The 16952-nt window shown below is 40.7% G+C and carries 12 protein-coding genes; 7 read left to right on the top strand and 5 right to left on the bottom strand.

Going from position 1 to position 16952, the window contains the following annotated elements:
- Positions 1 to 29: 29 nt before the first annotated feature.
- The 3 genes from AC1XUO_RS07375 to AC1XUO_RS07365 form a co-directional block, all read right to left on the bottom strand.
- A complete protein-coding gene (locus AC1XUO_RS07375; RefSeq protein ID WP_483329126.1) occupies positions 30 to 1724 on the bottom strand; it encodes a RagB/SusD family nutrient uptake outer membrane protein in 1695 nt (564 codons plus the stop codon).
- A gap of 10 nt (positions 1725 to 1734) precedes the next feature.
- Positions 1735 to 4803, bottom strand: coding sequence for a SusC/RagA family TonB-linked outer membrane protein (locus tag AC1XUO_RS07370; protein WP_483329125.1), 3069 nt, complete (start codon positions 4801 to 4803; stop codon positions 1735 to 1737).
- Between the two features lie 424 nt (positions 4804 to 5227).
- A complete protein-coding gene (locus AC1XUO_RS07365; protein WP_483329124.1) occupies positions 5228 to 6931 on the bottom strand; it encodes a hypothetical protein in 1704 nt (567 codons plus the stop codon).
- Positions 6932 to 7014: 83 nt separating this feature from the next.
- Here AC1XUO_RS07365 and AC1XUO_RS07360 point away from each other — a divergent pair, with 83 nt between their 5' ends.
- The 7 genes from AC1XUO_RS07360 (at position 7015) to AC1XUO_RS07330 (ending at position 14031) form a co-directional block, all read left to right on the top strand.
- Positions 7015 to 8058 (top strand): hypothetical protein, encoded by a 1044-nt coding sequence (locus tag AC1XUO_RS07360; RefSeq protein ID WP_483329123.1) that lies wholly within the window; start codon positions 7015 to 7017, stop codon positions 8056 to 8058.
- Entirely contained in the window at positions 8058 to 9215 is a 1158-nt protein-coding gene (locus tag AC1XUO_RS07355; protein ID WP_483329122.1) for a glycosyltransferase, read from the top strand. Before AC1XUO_RS07360 ends, AC1XUO_RS07355 begins: the two co-directional genes overlap by 1 nt.
- Before the next feature lie 35 nt (positions 9216 to 9250).
- On the top strand, positions 9251 to 10399 hold the full coding sequence (locus tag AC1XUO_RS07350) for a glycosyltransferase (protein WP_483329121.1): 1149 nt from the start codon (positions 9251 to 9253) through the stop codon (positions 10397 to 10399).
- 61 nt (positions 10400 to 10460) lie between these two features.
- Positions 10461 to 11387, top strand: coding sequence for a glycosyltransferase family 2 protein (locus tag AC1XUO_RS07345; protein ID WP_483329120.1), 927 nt, complete (start codon positions 10461 to 10463; stop codon positions 11385 to 11387).
- On the top strand, positions 11344 to 11910 hold the full coding sequence (locus AC1XUO_RS07340; protein ID WP_483329119.1) for a WcaF family extracellular polysaccharide biosynthesis acetyltransferase: 567 nt from the start codon (positions 11344 to 11346) through the stop codon (positions 11908 to 11910). Before AC1XUO_RS07345 ends, AC1XUO_RS07340 begins: the two co-directional genes overlap by 44 nt.
- The gene (locus tag AC1XUO_RS07335; protein WP_483329118.1) at positions 11907 to 12650 is read left to right on the top strand and encodes a glycosyltransferase family 2 protein; all 744 of its coding nucleotides are present in this window, start codon (positions 11907 to 11909) and stop codon (positions 12648 to 12650) included. Before AC1XUO_RS07340 ends, AC1XUO_RS07335 begins: the two co-directional genes overlap by 4 nt.
- Before the next feature lie 172 nt (positions 12651 to 12822).
- The gene (locus AC1XUO_RS07330) at positions 12823 to 14031 is read left to right on the top strand and encodes an MraY family glycosyltransferase (RefSeq protein ID WP_483329117.1); all 1209 of its coding nucleotides are present in this window, start codon (positions 12823 to 12825) and stop codon (positions 14029 to 14031) included.
- Positions 14032 to 14097: 66 nt separating this feature from the next.
- Here AC1XUO_RS07330 and AC1XUO_RS07325 read toward each other — a convergent pair whose 3' ends face one another.
- Both AC1XUO_RS07325 and AC1XUO_RS07320 read right to left on the bottom strand, forming a co-directional pair.
- Positions 14098 to 14598 carry a hypothetical protein gene (locus tag AC1XUO_RS07325; protein ID WP_483329116.1) on the bottom strand — a complete coding sequence of 167 codons (501 nt, stop codon included), beginning with the start codon at positions 14596 to 14598 and terminating at the stop codon, positions 14098 to 14100.
- A 248-nt stretch (positions 14599 to 14846) separates the two neighbouring features.
- Positions 14847 to 16700, bottom strand: coding sequence for a glycoside hydrolase family 2 protein (locus AC1XUO_RS07320; protein WP_483329115.1), 1854 nt, complete (start codon positions 16698 to 16700; stop codon positions 14847 to 14849).
- Positions 16701 to 16952 lie beyond the last annotated feature (252 nt).

Here is a 16952-nt window from a genome sequence, read left to right as displayed (position 1 = left end):
CACCCATTCTATCATTCTAACATTCTATATCAGTACCCCGTATTCTGCTGCATATACCCTGGCAAGTTTGAAGCTCCGTCAATAGCAGTTTGAGGTATAGGGTAAATACGTTTGTGAACGTCAGTATTTGTCTTTTCAGTCCAGGTTCCTTCGTATTTCCCAAAACGGATCATATCTGTCCGGCGCACCATTTCCCAGTATAGTTCAAATCCTCTTTCACGATACAAAAGATCAAGCGTCAGAGAAGTTAATGCCGGTGGCGGCGTAGTAGAAGTTCTCGCAGCTCTTACCGTGTTCACATCTGTAAGTGCCGTTGCATCTGATGCGCTTTTGCGCAACTTCGCTTCCGCACGCATCAAATAAATATCTGCCAGACGCAGAATTGAAATATCTGCTTCTCCTTTGTTTCGTCCTGTATCTGATACACGGCTGAATTCATATTTCTCCACGCGGTATCCGGCACTATAACCGCTTCCGGCCGTTGTAAAGTCAATTTTCTCTGTAAAATTAACTGGCAGGTCACCACGGTTACGGCTTAAATTCGTCAGCCTTCCTACTTTCAACTTTCCATCCGGACATCTTAGAAACACACCGTTCACACGGATCGCTCCGTACTGCTGGCCCCGCAAAATTCCACGGTTAATTTTATAACTCGCATCAGCTATACAGCTATCCGCAGGATTGCTATATCTGGATAAGTTTTCCTGGTAAAAACGCGGATCGCGTTTTGGATCCTCGGAACCATACGCCTGAACCCAAGTCTGATAAAAATCAGATGTGATCGCCGGACCATCCGTACCATTTGCAGCCGGAAAAGCAGCAAGCGGAAACTGATCACCAGCCAAAGAAAAATAAGCGAGTCTGTTGTGGCCATTCAAATCAGGACGCTGGTCAACAGCAAAAATCAACTCAGTATTATCATGGTTTGTATTCCCGAAAATCGAGAAATAATCTGCTGATAATTTATATTCTCCCGAGTTAATGATCTTGTCTGTATATTCGATCACCTTATCCATATCAGTGCTGGCGAATGTAAACTGAGGCGCATAAATATTCTTATACACCGCCGAGTTCAGATATAGTCTGGCCAAAAGTCCCCAAACTGCACCTTTTGTCAAACGCCCGGGACCAACCGCTGCCTTGTTTTGAAGTAACGGCTCAACAGCAAGAAACTCTTTCTCGATGTAAGCAACCGCTTCCGCGCCACGAACGATTGTCGAAGTTGTTCCTGCGTCTTCCTTAATGAATACGATACCGAATAGATCAAGCATCATCATCGAATAATATGCCCGCATACCCCGCGCTTCAGCAAGATATAAGGCCGAGTTAGCGTCTTTCGCGGTCGATAAAGTTGTTATTGCCGTAATCGATCGTGATATACTCTGCACGAGCTGGTCCCAGGTATTTTTTATGTTAGGGTCAGTGCTAGTCGAATTATGTGCATGAAGTGCCAGATAAATACCATTATCACCCCAGTCTGTACCTCCACGATAAGGCAAAATTGCTTCATCCGTAGATATTTCCTGTAAAGCAAAATAATTCGTATGCTTATGCAATTCAGGTAAAAGCGCATAAACCGGAGCAATAAGCCCATTTGCTGTCTGCTCATCGGTCAATGTCGAACCGAGTGTTTCATCAAGCACTTCTTCTTTCAAATCGGTACAGGCGCTGTTAAACATCAGCATACCGGCAACCGTCAACAGTATAGGGAATTTCTTATTCATTGTCGTAAGATTAAAAACCAATATTTAAACCAAAGATTATCGATTTTGCTTTTGGATAGCTCAGATAATCAATTCCGTATGACGTGATACCGTTGATCGATCTGTCGTTGTTCACTTCTGGGTCGTAACCGTTGTATTTTGTAGCGACAAATAAATTCTGGCCTGTTACTGAAATACGGATCGACTGAATCCAGTTATTTATTCCCAAAGCGGTCGTGTTCACGTTGTACCCTAGCGCAAGGTTGTTCAGGCGTAAAAAAGAACCATTTTTAAGGAAACGAGTGGATACCGGTGCGGAGTTGGTTGTCGATTCCTCTGGTCTGGAGATTGCTTCCGGCGTAACGTTAAGACCTTTCGACAATCTCAGTTTATAAAAATTGGAGTTTGCAGTATTGTCATAAAGTTTGTTACCAGAAACTCCGTTAAAGTTTGCCACAAGGTCAAATCCTTTGAAACCAATGTTTCCACTGAAATTGTACATTTTCGTTGGAAGAGCCGATCCGGCAGCAACACGATCTTTGTCGGTGATAATTCCGTCGCCGTCAACGTCTCTGAACTTGTTTATCCCTTTATCGTCAAAGCCGATAAATTCTTTCAGGTAAAACGTACCAATTGGCTCTCCGCTGATGTAACCATTGATCGTGGCAGAAGTAAGACCTGAACCTTGGGCAGCACCTGATGGAATTACCGAGTATGGAGAATTTTTAACCTTGTTTTTGATAAAAGTAATGTTTCCTCCCAGACCAAAACGAATTCCGTTGCCTAGATTTTTACGGTAAGCCAGGTCAATTTCTGTCCCCTGATTGACAATTTTCATATTATCGACATTCGTCCAGAAGGTACCAGCTGGTTGAACAGGGTCTGCCGGAATTACTTCCAAAAGAATTTTTCCTGATGTTTTACTAAAATAATCAACCGACCCGGTCAATGCTCCTTTGAAAAGAGCAAAATCAATTCCCAAATCCGTTTGAGAAGAAGTTTCCCATTGAATATTTGGATTTGCCAGTCGCGCATAGGTTGTCCCACCAGGATATGCTCCTGTATTAAACAACGGATAACTGGTTTTGTCTGTGATCGTCGATGTAAACAAAGCCTGGGTAATTTTGGATGGAATTTCCTGATTACCAGTTTGCCCCCAACCCGCACGAAGTTTTAAATCTGCGAACGGAGATGTTTTCATAAAGCTCTCCTCAGAAAGTCTCCAACCTAACGAGAACGATGGGAAAACACCATATTTATTGTTGTCACCAAACTTTGAAGAACCGTCCGCACGAACCGTCGCAGTTACCAGATATTTATCTTTGAAAGCATAATTTACCCTTGAAAAGAATGATTGCAGCTCATTTCGTGTCGCTGTACCAGTTGGTCTGTTAATGGCCAGAGTAAGATCCTGACCAACACCTGGATTGTAAATTGGCTCTACTCCGCCGACAGGAAATTTATTGATACTGTAAGTCCTTCCGGTTAACGAGATCTTCTGATAAGAATGACCCACCAGAGCAGAGAAGCTATGATCTTTTTTGTCGAGGGTATAAGTGACATAGTTTTCGATCAGTTTGTTACTGTTACGCACATCTCTCGTTTCTAACCGCCCCAGGTTCAAAGGAACAGTACTTGCAAGAGATTGTAAGTCACGTGTCGACGTAGAATTATCAATGCCAAAGTTCAATTTATAGACCAGCCCTTTTATAATGGTTACTGATGGCGAAATGTTACCGATAATACGATTAGTCGTTGTCAAATCCTTTTCAAGCGCCAGCGTAATTAGCGGATTAGTGCCGTCAACATATTGAAAAGGCGCGCCATTGCCGTCATAAGCAGGATAAGTAGGATTAGCTGAAATAGCAGCACCTACGATGCCTTCCGGAGGTCTAGAATTTTTCGTGTTCGTAGCATTCAAATTAATATCAACGCTAACCTTATCGTTAAGTAATTTTTGGTTCAGGTTTATGCGTCCCGTATAACGGTCAAGATTACTGTTCTTTAATATCCCGTCCTGTTTTTGCATACCTACCGAAGCATAATAAGTAAGCTTGTCCGTACCTCCACCAAGCGAAACATTATGGTTTTGAGTAAAAGCAGTTCGCGAAATTTCTTTTTGCCAGTCAGTGTTGGCTTTTTCATCGACTAAGGCACTACCTAATTTTGGCACCTCAGTACGAAATTGGTCAGCAGAAAAAATGTCAAGAGGTTTCGCCATTTTTGAAATACCAAAACTTCCGGAATAATTAACCGTTGCAACGCCTGATTTTCCTTTTTTGGTAGTGATCAAAATTACCCCGTTTGCTCCTCTTGCTCCGTAAATTGCTGTCGCTGACGCATCTTTCAATACGTCAATAGATTCAATATCCTGAGGATTGATAAAACTTAATGGATTTGTCGCACCACCCGTGCTGCTGTTGTCCAGAGCAAGGCCGTCAACAACAAAAAGTGGGGTGCTTCCAGTACGAACCCCACCCGGGCCACGGACCGTAATGCTCACTGCTCCACCAGGCTCGCCGGTCGCAGATGTAACATTGACACCAGCAACTTTTCCCTGAAATAACTGCTCAGGAGAGTTTATAATACCTGTATTGAATTCTCCGCTTTTCAAAGATTTTACCGAACCGGTAATATCCTTTTTAGCTGTACTTCCATAACCAACAACAACAACCTCGTTCAGATCCGCAGCTGACTCTTTTAACGTGATATTTAGCGATTCACTGTTGGATTCCGTTAAAACAAATTCCGCCAGGGATTGCTTTTCGAAGCCTATATAACTGAAATCAATTTTATACTTTTTTCCCGTTTCCAGGCTGGCAAATGAAAACTCACCATTTTCATTAGTCGTGGTACCCTGTTTATTACTACCATCAATTCCCGAAATCACAACGGTTACACCGGGCAGACCTTCGTTTTTGGCTGTAACTACCTTTCCCCGAAGCGGAATATCCTTCAATGTCCTCACAGACAAATGAGGTGTTCGCCGCAACTTTTCTGCGAAGGCAGTGCCTGCATTTGCGTCCAGTCCGAACACTGCCGTGACGGACAAGAAACAACAGCAGATACCTCTTTTGCTGACTAATAGAGTTTGTCTCATAATGTGGATTATTTGTTTTTAAGATAGTGAAAATTGATAATGAAGGTTTTGACAAGTGCTGAGCAGACGGAAAATTCAAACTTACAAATTGTATTATTAATATAAAAAATATAAAATACCCGACTCTTGAATGCAAACGTTTGAAATTTTGTGCAAACGTTTGAAAAAATGAAGTTTACCAAAATAATACAATCGGCGATTACTGAAACTGCTGAAACTTGGGAAAAATTCTAATCATATAGTTGTCAAAACAATGAGCAATGATTTAGAAGGCGCAAAATTGCATCGTCATTGTTACCTTATGATTAACTAAATATGATGAAGTCATTGTCAATTGATGATCATAAAAAATACCAGCCCGTTACGACTGGTATTTTGTACATAACTTATATTTCATGCGATTATATTAACCACAGGGATGTTTTCATTTACGTTTTCCCTGATAGACATAATAATAGGTTCCCCATTCTTTATTAAATGTCTTGATCGGTTTATGTCCTTCCAGCAATATTTCCGTCACCAAATATTCATATTTTCCATCCTCAAAATCCTGCAACGCGAGTTCTGTCTGAATGCTGTGGCTCGCCAACTCAACCGCGTTGAAATAGACGTCATAATCATAAACTTTTGCTTTTTCATCAGGAGTAAACTTCAACAATATCTTATACTCCGAATCATATTGCCGTTCGTCCTCAAAAGCGAATGCATTTGCAATGATTGGGAGATCTTTCCCTTCCACTTCCATCCCTGCCTTACTACCAAGTAAATAATTGAGCTTCTTGATCATCTTCTGGCTATCGTTGTTCAGAGCCTGTTCCCGCAGCAAGCACTGTTCGGATTTTGGAATGTAAAATTCAAATTCAGGATTAACCAGCATTCTTGTTTCCGATGGCAAGGTCGAAATCCAGGCGCATGCGTCGTGCATATTTAATCTTTTGTGGACTCTGCCATGATACTCAACCGATGAAATAATATGGGCGGACGCTATGATAAACATTAATACTCCGGCAATACGTATACCCCACACATTTATTTTTTCAGCCAACAATCCCAAACCGAGACCTACCAGAAACATTGTCACGACTGCGGCAGGTAATACATGTGTATCGTATATTAACGAGGAACGAAGTACGAGAAACAAGAAAACTGCCAGATTGCCGATTAGCAAGTAATAGATACCCTTTCCTGTTTTCAGCATTAAAAAAAGTCCGAGCGACGCTAAAACCAGAATCACGACATTGACAGGCGAAGTAAGATATTGTCCGATGTATTCATTGTTAAAAAAAGTCCCCATCGGTTTATCATTAATTTTCGCAATGATACCTCCTACGAAAGATTTCATGACCACAAGCGTATCCGTAATAATAAAAGGACAGAAAAGTACGAAAGCGATAAAGATCATAAATATGGAAAAAGCCACATTTTGAATCTTTTTCCTGTTTGACAAAAGAAAAACGGCGCCTAAGAAAAAAGGCATAAAAAATGCAAAAATCAGCCGTTCTGCCAGAATCAAACCAAAAATTCCGGAATAAATTGCGATTTCCTTTTGCGTCAGCGAATTGCTGAATACCATACGGGCTACCAGCAGAATAAACAAATTTCCCGACAATGCTTCGGGCCTCAGCACAGGAGAGGTGTCCAGTACAAGCGTCGATGTGATGAAAATAATCGGCAGAAAAAGCCTTACCGGCTCTGTAAGCAAATCGTGATGTCGCCTGTAAATAATTACAGATGTTTTATACAAAAGAAAGCCCACCAGCAGGATTTGAACGGTCCTTCCAATCAAAATAAAGGGTTCGCGATCTGTTAAAAATTGATATGCCTGTAAATCGAAAATATCAAATATTGAAATCAGACCGGTCAAATTTCCTATGTTCTGAAGTGTTGCAAGGAAACAAGAAAGGCCAAAAGTTAAATAGTAAAACAACATGTGCGGAGCAGCGGGCCAGTCCAGTCCCCGGGGGGTGTTGCCATACCAGAGCAAAACTCCTGAGTCCGCAACGAAATTCTCATCGGTTGTGTAATACCCATGGAAAGGTGGGAAAATAACGCTGCAAAACAGCAACGAGAATATGACTAAACCCAGTATGGTGTACGTGATGGTTTTGCGATATTTAGCGGAAATCATGGCGTGAATTTCAATAAAAAATCAAATATGAAAAAGTAATTCTAAATTTGCACAAGCGAACATCGCAAAATTAGAATTACTTTATGCTAAAATTTATTTTCAGGTTTATTATTTTTCTGATAATCGTTGCCGGGATTGCGGAGCTTGTACTTCGTTATAAATATGGTTTTTGCAACGCTCCTCTTTACGTCTCAGATCCTGATTTTGAATACATTTACGCACCAAATCAAGAAGTAAAAAGATTCGGGAATGTTGTTAAAACGAACAATTTTTCGATGCGGAATGACCCGCTTTCGCCGGCAGATTCCATCGTAATACTTTTAATTGGAGATTCTGTTGTCAATGGAGGCAGCCTTACCGACCAGGATAGCCTTGCATCCAGTTTTCTTGAAAAAAGACTTTCTTCAACCCTACATACACGTGTTCGCGTTTTAAATATTTCGGCAGGTTCCTGGGGCCCAGACAATATCGCGGCTTATCTGAAAAAGTTCGGGTTATTTAAAGCCAAACTCATTTGCCTGGTAACAAGCAGTCACGATGCCCATGACATTATGGGGCATGAAAGCATCATAGGCATCGACCCTAACATGCCTGACAAACAGTACCCATCGGCCATTCTCGAAGTTTGGGAGCGTTATCAGTATCTTTATCCTTATTACATCGAATATTATTCTGCGAGGATTCCATTTTTCTCAACTCAAAAAGAAATTGATCCCGTAGCACAGAAACCCAAAACTGATTCTCTGGCGGTTAAAATAGAGGCTAAAAGAGAGGAAAAAATTATATCAGAAAAGCCTTCCGATGGCGGCATCCGCAAGGACGGGATAGGATTTAATCCAGGTTATGCTGAGCTGGTGAAGATGGCTAAGGATAATCACATCCCATTTTTCATCTATTTGCATCCGGAAATTTCAGAAGTTGAAGCCGGTAAATTTAATGATCAGGGGGATGAAATTATTTCCTTTGCAAAGGAAAATCAGGTGCGGCTTGTAAACGAATTTGATTATGGCATCACGACCAAGCTTTATAGAAAAATGGATGTGGTGCATTTCAACAATACCGGACAAGTGTTTCTGGCTAATAATTTGTATCCTCTTTTTCTCGACTATCTAAATAAGAAGCAATAATGCGTGTACTGGTTATCCACAATCAATTATGGGCGCATTACAAGTCAAAGCTCTTTTTTGAAATCCATGAGTGTTTGAAAAAAGAACAGCCCGAAAGCACCTTCATGGTTGTGCATATCGCCTTACATGAGGCTAGCCGCAGCGTCATGAAAGATGATGAAAACTTTCAGTACGATTATCCGTACCAGGTTTTATTTAATCGAAGTCTGGATACCGTAAACTTTAAAGAGCGATTACCAGCGTTGTTAAAAGCTTTCGACGATTATAAACCGACTGTTTTAAACGTAACGGGCTATTTTGATTACGCGCAAGTTTTGTTGATGATCTATGCCCGGATGAAAGGGGTTAAAGTGGTACTTTCTTCGGAGTCATCGACGATGGACCATAACAGATCGGCTTTGAAAGAAAAAATAAAAAGCTGGATTGTAAACCGTGCCGATGCATTTTTCTGTTTTGGGAAATCATCAGCTAGCTATCTTTTGTCGCTTGGCGTAAAAGAATCGCAGATAGCAGTGCGGCATGCTGCGGTAATTGATGAAGACATAATCAGAAACAAATATACAGAGGCCAAATCCCGGATTTCTTCTGATTCATCTTGGAACAGAAAATTCGTTTATGTCGGCAGGCTTGCAGAGGAAAAAAACCTGGAAATACTCATTGAAGCCTATAAATCCGTTAGTAAAAAAGCACCAGGTGCACCATGGGATCTGCTTTTCGTAGGAGATGGGCCTATGCGACAAAGGCTTGAATTATTGTCTGGTTCTTATCTTTCCGACAATCGCATTAAGTTTGCCGGGGGGTTTCCCTGGTATGAGGTCCCAAGCTGGCTTTCAAACAGTGACGTTTTGGTTTTGCCAAGTAAATCTGAGCCCTGGGGGCTGGTGGTGAATGAAGCGATGGTTTGCGGAATGCCCGTTATCGTCTCTGAAAAATGTGGATGCGCCGAGGATCTGGTCGTTAATCAAAAAAACGGATTTACATTTGATCCCGAAAGTCAGTTAGCACTTGAAGCAGCATTGTTGTCATTTATTGAAAACCCGGAAAAGATACCGGTGATGGGCCAGCAATCTCTAAAACTCATACAACCATTTTCATCAAAAAACGTAGCAAAAGAAATGGTAGCCTGCTATAAGAAACTTGACGAAAATTCTAAATAACCGTCACTTATCTCAGTTACCTTATTCAAATAATTATGCGAATTTTAAATATTTGTGCCTATACATGGGCAATTGGAGGCCCGGCGAGAATTATTTACGACCATACTACCGAAGTGTTGAGACAAGGACATCAGGTGGATATTTTAAGTCCGATGACCCCTGGCGAGAAAATGTATCCCGCACCAGAAGGTTCCCGGCTGATTCCATGCAAACGGACCACACCGATCAGTAACTTTTACCGCGAATTCTCCATTGAAATGTATGATTTTCTGAAAAAAAACATTCAGGAATATGATATCATTCACATGCACGGGATCTGGCATTTCGGAAGCCTGGCTCCTTTTCTTATCCCGCATAAAGCTGCTCTGGTCATCACCATCCACGGTCTGCTCGATAAATGGGCGGTTGCGCATAGCAAATGGAAAAAAGATATTGTTACGGCGCTATACCAAAAAAGAATTCTTGGGAAAGCTGACCTCATTCAAATCAATAATACGGACGAGGAGGAAGATGTGATCCGTTATTTGGGGTACCGGCCTGCCAATATGGTGATTGTTCCAAACGGAATGAAAGTTGCGGAGTATGTAACTCTGCCTGAGAAAGGTACTTTCAGAAAAAAGCACGGTATTTCACCTCAACAGCAGATGATCCTTTTCATGGGTCGGCTTAATATAAAAAAGGGGCTGGATCTGCTACTTCCAGCGTTTAAACAGGTTTACGAGAAATTGCCGGACGCTGTTCTCATTTTAGCGGGCCCTGATGATGGCTACCAGGCGGAAACGGAGGAATTCATCAGAAAAAACAATCTTGAAGACCGAGTTAAGCTTGTTGGAATGCTTACCGATACAATTAAAAAGGAAGCACTTTCCGATGCAGATCTTTTTGTGTTACCTTCTTATTCCGAAGGTTTTTCGATCGCGGTCCTGGAAGCCATGACTTCAAAAGTTCCGACACTGGTTTCTGATCGCGTTGGATTTGGTGACTATATCAAAAAATACAATGCGGCATATCTGACGCCTTTGAATAGTGACGGCGTTGCGAAAGGACTTCTTAAAATATTGCAAGATAAAAATTACGCAGAAGAATTAAAAAATCAGGCTTTCAAGATGGTAACTGATAATTTTGATATAGCTGTCGTAGCAAACCAATTATTGGAAGAGTACAAGAAAATTAAAAAAATGTAATTACCTTTGGCGTAGATAAAACATACACTACAACTTAATCCCCACAATCCGAGTCCAAAATATGGTTGATTTATCCGTCATCATTTTAACGAATAATGAATCAAAACACATCGGGCGTTGCATCAAAAGCCTTTTGTTGGTTACGGATAAAATTTTCATCATTGACTCCTTTTCAACGGATGACACCGTTGCCATCGCGGAAAGCCTCGGTGCGGTAGTGGTTCAAAATCCGTGGGTGTCTTATGCCTTCCAGTTTAATTATGGAATCCAAAACAATCCGTTTCAAACGAAATGGCTGATGCGGATGGATGCCGACGAATACATTACTCCCGAACTTGCAGAGGAACTAAAATCTTCACTTTTTTCAACGCCTGAAACCATTACCGGTTTGTATGTTAAAAGACGCGTGGTTTTTATGGATCAGTGGATCAATCACGGCGGATATTATCCGATATGGCTTTTGCGGATCTGGCGGCGTGGTATTGGGGTTTGCGAAGAATTGTGGATGGATGAACATATTAAACTGAGCAGTGGCACAACCGCGCAGCTTGAAAATGATATTGTTGACCACAACCTGAATAACCTGACCTGGTGGACTCAGAAACATAATAATTATGCAATACGCGAAGTAATTGATTTATTGAATATAAAATATAACTTTGGTAATAAGGAGACTGTAACGCCGAAATTCTGGGGAAGCCAGGAACAGCGGACACGTTTTCTTAAAATCAAATACGCCAATCTTCCTTTATTCACACGCCCGTTCATGTATTTCCTCTTTCGGTTTGTTGTTAAGGGTGGTTTTTTGGATGGAAAAAAAGGATTGATCTGGCATTTTCTTCAAGGATTCTGGTACCGCTTTTTGGTCGATGCCAAGATTTTTGAGGTATATCAGCGTGCTGGAAAAGATAAACAAAGTATTGTTTCACATTTTAAGACAGAATATGGAAAAGACCTCCAAAGCCCAAACCAATCTGTCAAGTTATAATAACAGCTGGTATAAACCCGGGAGTAAAATAAAACAACTTTCATGGTTTATAGCAGGCAGGATTTTCGTCAATACACATCTTCCGATACCCGTAAGCATTAAGATATTTGTTTTAAAAATCTTCGGTGCGAAAATTGGAAAAAACGTAATGATAAAACCAAAAGTGAATATTAAATATCCTTGGTTTTTAACCATTGAAAACGACATTTGGATTGGTGAAAATGTGTGGATTGACAACCTCACAAACGTTACTTTATGCAGCAACTGCTGTCTTAGCCAAGGAGCTATGTTACTGACTGGAAATCATGACTTCACCAAAAGTTCATTTGATCTGATCACCCAGCCTATCACCATTGGTACTGGTGCCTGGATCGGTGCAAATTCCACTGTCTGTCCAGGTGTAACTGTTCATTCTCATGCAGTTTTAACCGTCAATTCCGTGGCAACAAAAGACCTGGAAGCTTATGGCATTTACCAGGGAAACCCTTGCACATATATCAAAACAAGACACATAACACATTGAAAATAAGTATTATAACCGTAGTATTCAATGGTGTTTCGACCATAAAACATTGTATCGAATCCGTGTTAAGCCAGGATTATGATTCGATTGAATACATCATCGTCGACGGAAATTCAACCGATGGGACTAAGGAAATTGTAGAATCTTATGGCAACAAGATCAGTAAATTTCTAAGTGAGCCGGATAAGGGGATTTATGATGCGATGAATAAGGGAATTGAGCTGGCAACCGGAGATGTGATCGGTATTTTAAATGCGGATGACTTCTACGCAGATCAAACGGTAATATCAAGCATAGCAAAAACTTTAAAATCAACAGGTTCAGAGGGTTGTTATGCCGATCTTGATTACGTTGACGGGCAAGACAATTCAGTAATCAAACGAAAATGGGTCTCGGGCCCATACACGCAGAACTCTTTTCTGATGGGCTGGATGCCTCCCCACCCTACATTTTTTGTTAAAAAAGAATGTTATAATAAGTTTGGAAAGTTTCGCCTGGATATGGGCAGTGCGGCCGACTATGAGTTGATGTTACGTATGATTTACAAGAATGGTATAAAGCTTGCATACGTTCCCAAAGTAACGGTAAAAATGAGAACCGGAGGTGTAAGCAACAGTACTTATAAAAACAGGATTGAGGCAAACAAAAATGATAGAAAAGCCTGGAAAATAAACGGTTTAACACCCAGGTTTTTCACCCTTTGGCTAAAACCTGTTCGTAAAATTGTACAGTTTTTATAAATCCAATTAACAAAAAACACACACTAAACCTTAAAATAATCACACAAGGCCTTTAAATAAGTATTTTGACAATGATGGGACGTTGAAGTTATTATTTCCCAAATTAATTCGTCAAATTTGAAGTACTATCAGATTCAAATATTATTTGATCAGGTCATTAGTAACAAAGCATATGGAATTACAGCTACCAACATATATAATAAGCGAGGGAGGATTTAATAGTATGGTGCATCACGATGTTTACCAATGTATTCTCTCTTTCCTGATTGCGTGTTTCCTATCTATTATTTCCATTCCGATCATTATCAATCTGTCAAACTTACTTCATCTGACAGCAAAACCAGGATTTAGAAGTTCGCATCAGACGGAAACTCCAACATTGGGTGGGATTGCCATATTTGCTTCTACATTGATCGCCTATTTTTTATGGCCGCATTCTGAAAATATAGTTGACTCCAATCTCATTAGTTTATCGATGACTGGTGTAATTATCCTGTTTTTCCTGGGGCTTAAAGATGATATTCTGGCGCTTGATTCTACAAAGAAACTGCTGGTCCAAATTTGTGCATCGCTGATACTTGTGGCGATGGGCAATTTCAAGGTTGATAATTTCTATGGTATTTTTGGCATTCACCAAATCCCTTACTACGTAAGCATTCCGCTTACGGTTTTTATTTTCATAGCCATTATCAACGCCATCAATCTGATCGATGGAATTGACGGCTTAGCCGGAGGGATCAGTCTGATTGCGGGGGTAGGTTTTGGTATATGGTTTATCTTGAACAACCACTTCTCATTTGGATGTCTGGCTTTCGCGATGTCCGGCTCACTACTTGGATTTCTGCGATTTAACTTTTCCAAAACGAGCAAGATATTTATGGGTGATACCGGATCGTTGATCATCGGTTACCTCCTTTCGATTTTCGCAGTCGAATTTTTGTCTTTAAATGTTGGATATAAAAATGACAGCACTGCGTATTTCAACGCTCCCATCATTGTAATGGTTTTACTGATCGTCCCTATCTTTGATACCTTGCGTGTCTTCATCGTGCGCATTGTAAAGGGCGGATCTCCGTTCATTGCGGATAGAAATCACATGCATCATATCCTTATTGACTCAGGTCTTAACCATTTTTGGGCTTCCTTCACCCTGTGGATGGTTACGATTTTAAATACAGTTTTGTTTTTTGCCTTCCACGGAGATATTTCAAATACGGCTTCTCTTTACATCTACATTGGTATGTTCGTAGCCTACATGGTTTTGGCCTATTACCTAAAAAGAAGAAGCGTCGAAATCAAGGCCCGTAAAAACATTGTGAAACCGACAACTTTTGAAAGTAAAGAAATACCTTCCGGCAAAAAGCTATTTAAGGACTTATAATTTTAAAGTTGAAAGCAAAAGGCGGCCTCTATTGAAGCCGCCTTTTGCTTTTTTTAAGACAAAAAATTATTCTGCACTAAGTTCCTTGTCAATGACTGCGATTAAAGCATTAATCTCCTTCTGCACCGTTTCCAGTTGTTTGTCTGTCATCGGACTTTGTATTTCAAGGATATTAGCCTGAAGTTGATCACGTTCTTTGGTAAGCTTATCTTGCTTTTCTGTCAAGCGTTTTTTAGTATCCCCATCTGCTGATACCAATTTCTCATTATTCTTTTTTAAACGCTCATTCAGTTTGCCTTCCTTTTCTCGTAATGAAGTCAGATACTCATTTTGCTTTGCTGACAATTTCTCGCTAGCCTCCTCCAGGTCTTCTTTGACTTTTTTCATGTCGCTCGAATCAGTTTCCTGAGGTACCATCTTATTCGCCTCTTCTGCCTTTTCCAAAGCCTCCTCTTCCGCATTTGCCAGCTCTTTCCGATCTTTGTCAGTAGAAGAATTACAAGCTGTTAATAGCAGTGCAGAAGCTAATAAAGTATTCGAAAACAATAATATGACTTTCCTTTTCATCTCTGTTGTTGTTTGATTTCTCCACATCCCCGAAAATATAATACCATCCACTTTAATCCCTTGATTAATTGGATTTTGTAGAAAACAGTATACTAATTGCTGACAATCGTAGACGAATCGGATAAATAATGAGAAGACGGCGTCAAGTAGTTTACTGGCACAGAGAATTGATTAAATGCAAAAAAGGAGAATAGCAAAAAAAACCGCCTGGAATAATTCCAAACGGCTTTTTCATTTGTTGACTAAAATTAATTACCCCAAGTTGGATTATATAATTTGCTGTGAATTGCTTTCAATTTAGCTTCCGGCATTTTGATAACCTTTCTGTCATAAGTCATCAAACCATTTATCTCAACCTCAACATCTGTGGTTTGTGTGTACACTGCGGCTGATAAGCCTCGTTTAATTAAGGGTTCGAAACGATCAATGAAAGTTTCGTATTTGTTATACAATTCTTCTTTCGTTTTAAAACTCTGGTATCCCCAATTATCTTTTTGCTGCCAGGTATGCTGATCAACCGGTAAACCTAGTCCGCCAAATTCTCCAAGAACGATCACTTGTTTCTGTCCAAACAGATCTGGGCGAGGCATAACCGGAGCAGGGTAGTGATGAAGATCCATGATGTCGCCCACCGGGAAAAAGTTTCCACCACTCGCGCTATTTACCAGGCGGCTTGGGTCATATTCCTTCGTCCAGTTAGTAATTTCACCAGTTTTAAATTGGCCCCAGGCCTCATTAAACGGAACCCAAACGACGATGCATGGGAAATTATGATTCGCATCCATAATCGCCTTCCATTCGGTTTTAAAAATATTCTCTGATTCAGGCGTCCGGTCGCGTTCCGTTTCATTGCCAGTTATGCCCGGGTTAGGCTCCCAATGATTTCCCATATCTCCGCTCGGCATATCCTGCCAAACAAGCATGCCAAGTTGATCACAATGGCGATACCAGGTTGCGGGTTCAACCTTTACGTGCTTGCGGATCATATTGAAACCCATTTCTTTGGTCTTTTCAATATCAAATTTCAATGCTTCGTCAGTCGGTGCTGTATATAAGCCGTCCGGCCACCAACCCTGATCCAGAGGGCCATACTGAAAAACGAATTTATTATTTAAAAGCATCCGCTGAATTCCATTCTGATCCGGTTTCATGGAAATTTTACGCATGGCAAAATAACTCTTTACTTCGTCAACAACTTTGCCTTCTCGTACAAGCGTAATCTTTAAATCATATAGTGTCGGACTTTCCGGCGACCATAACTTTGGGTTTTTAATAGTTAAGACAGCATCCTCTTCCGGAGAAACTTCATTCTCAGAGATTTGTTCCGTCCCTTCCAAAGCGATTATTTTAACAACATCGTCCGGCAAAGCATTTTTTATGACAGACTTTATCGTGATTGTCTCCTTATCAATATCCGGAGTATGTTTTGTTGACGTAATGTAACTTGTCGGAACGGTCTCCAGCCAAACCGTCTGCCAAATGCCGGTCACAGGCGTATACCAGATACCATTCGGATTTTTTATCTGTTTGCCACGCGGCTGAGGGCCATCACTGCTAGGATCCCAAACGCGCACTGCAATATCCTGATTTGTACCCTTCACCAGAAATGAGGTAATATCAACAGAAAACGCGTCGTATCCACCTTTGTGAGAACCTGCTTTTTTACCATTTACGAATACATCACACTCCCAGTCGACCGCGCCGAAATTTAAAAGTACGCTTTGGTTTTTTAATTTTGAAGAATAAGTGATTGATCGCTGATACCATAAAACACTGTCTTTACCAACTGTTTTGCCCACACCTGAAAGCGCAGATTCAACAGCAAATGGAACAAGTATTTTCCCTTGAAAAGCCGATGGTTTGACATCAGAAGAAGCCTTCGGCAGAATTGAATAATTCCAAAGCCCATTGAGATTCACCCAGTTTGCCCTTATCAGTTGCGGGCGGGGATACTCCGGATGTGGAGCCGAAGCGTTTACTTTTTCTGCCCAGGGCGTCGTGATTTTACCCGGAACAATCTTCCAGGTATCGGACTGCTGAGCATTGACCAAATTAAAAGACAAAGCGGTATACAACGCAATGCCGGCGAGCAATTTTTTCATTCAATATTTTTAGGTTTGTAACCAGGAAACTTAGCACTGATAAAAGTTTATTTCACGCCAACTCTACTGTGCAACAAAAAATATCTCGCAAACTAGAAACTTAGATTAAACGCTATCAGCGCATTAAATTTTTAATATTTTAAAAAGAAAAAATAAGGTTGAAATCTAGTTAACAATTCTGCTATATTGCAAATACGAATTGTTTCATTTGTTTCGTTGAAGAGTTACATATACACTTCTTGACGAAAAACC

The sequence above is a fragment of the Dyadobacter sp. HNCC25DJ186 genome, from assembly GCF_056895235.1.
Note: the sequence above shows the minus strand (reverse complement) of the source record. Positions and strands in the feature narration are given on the sequence as shown.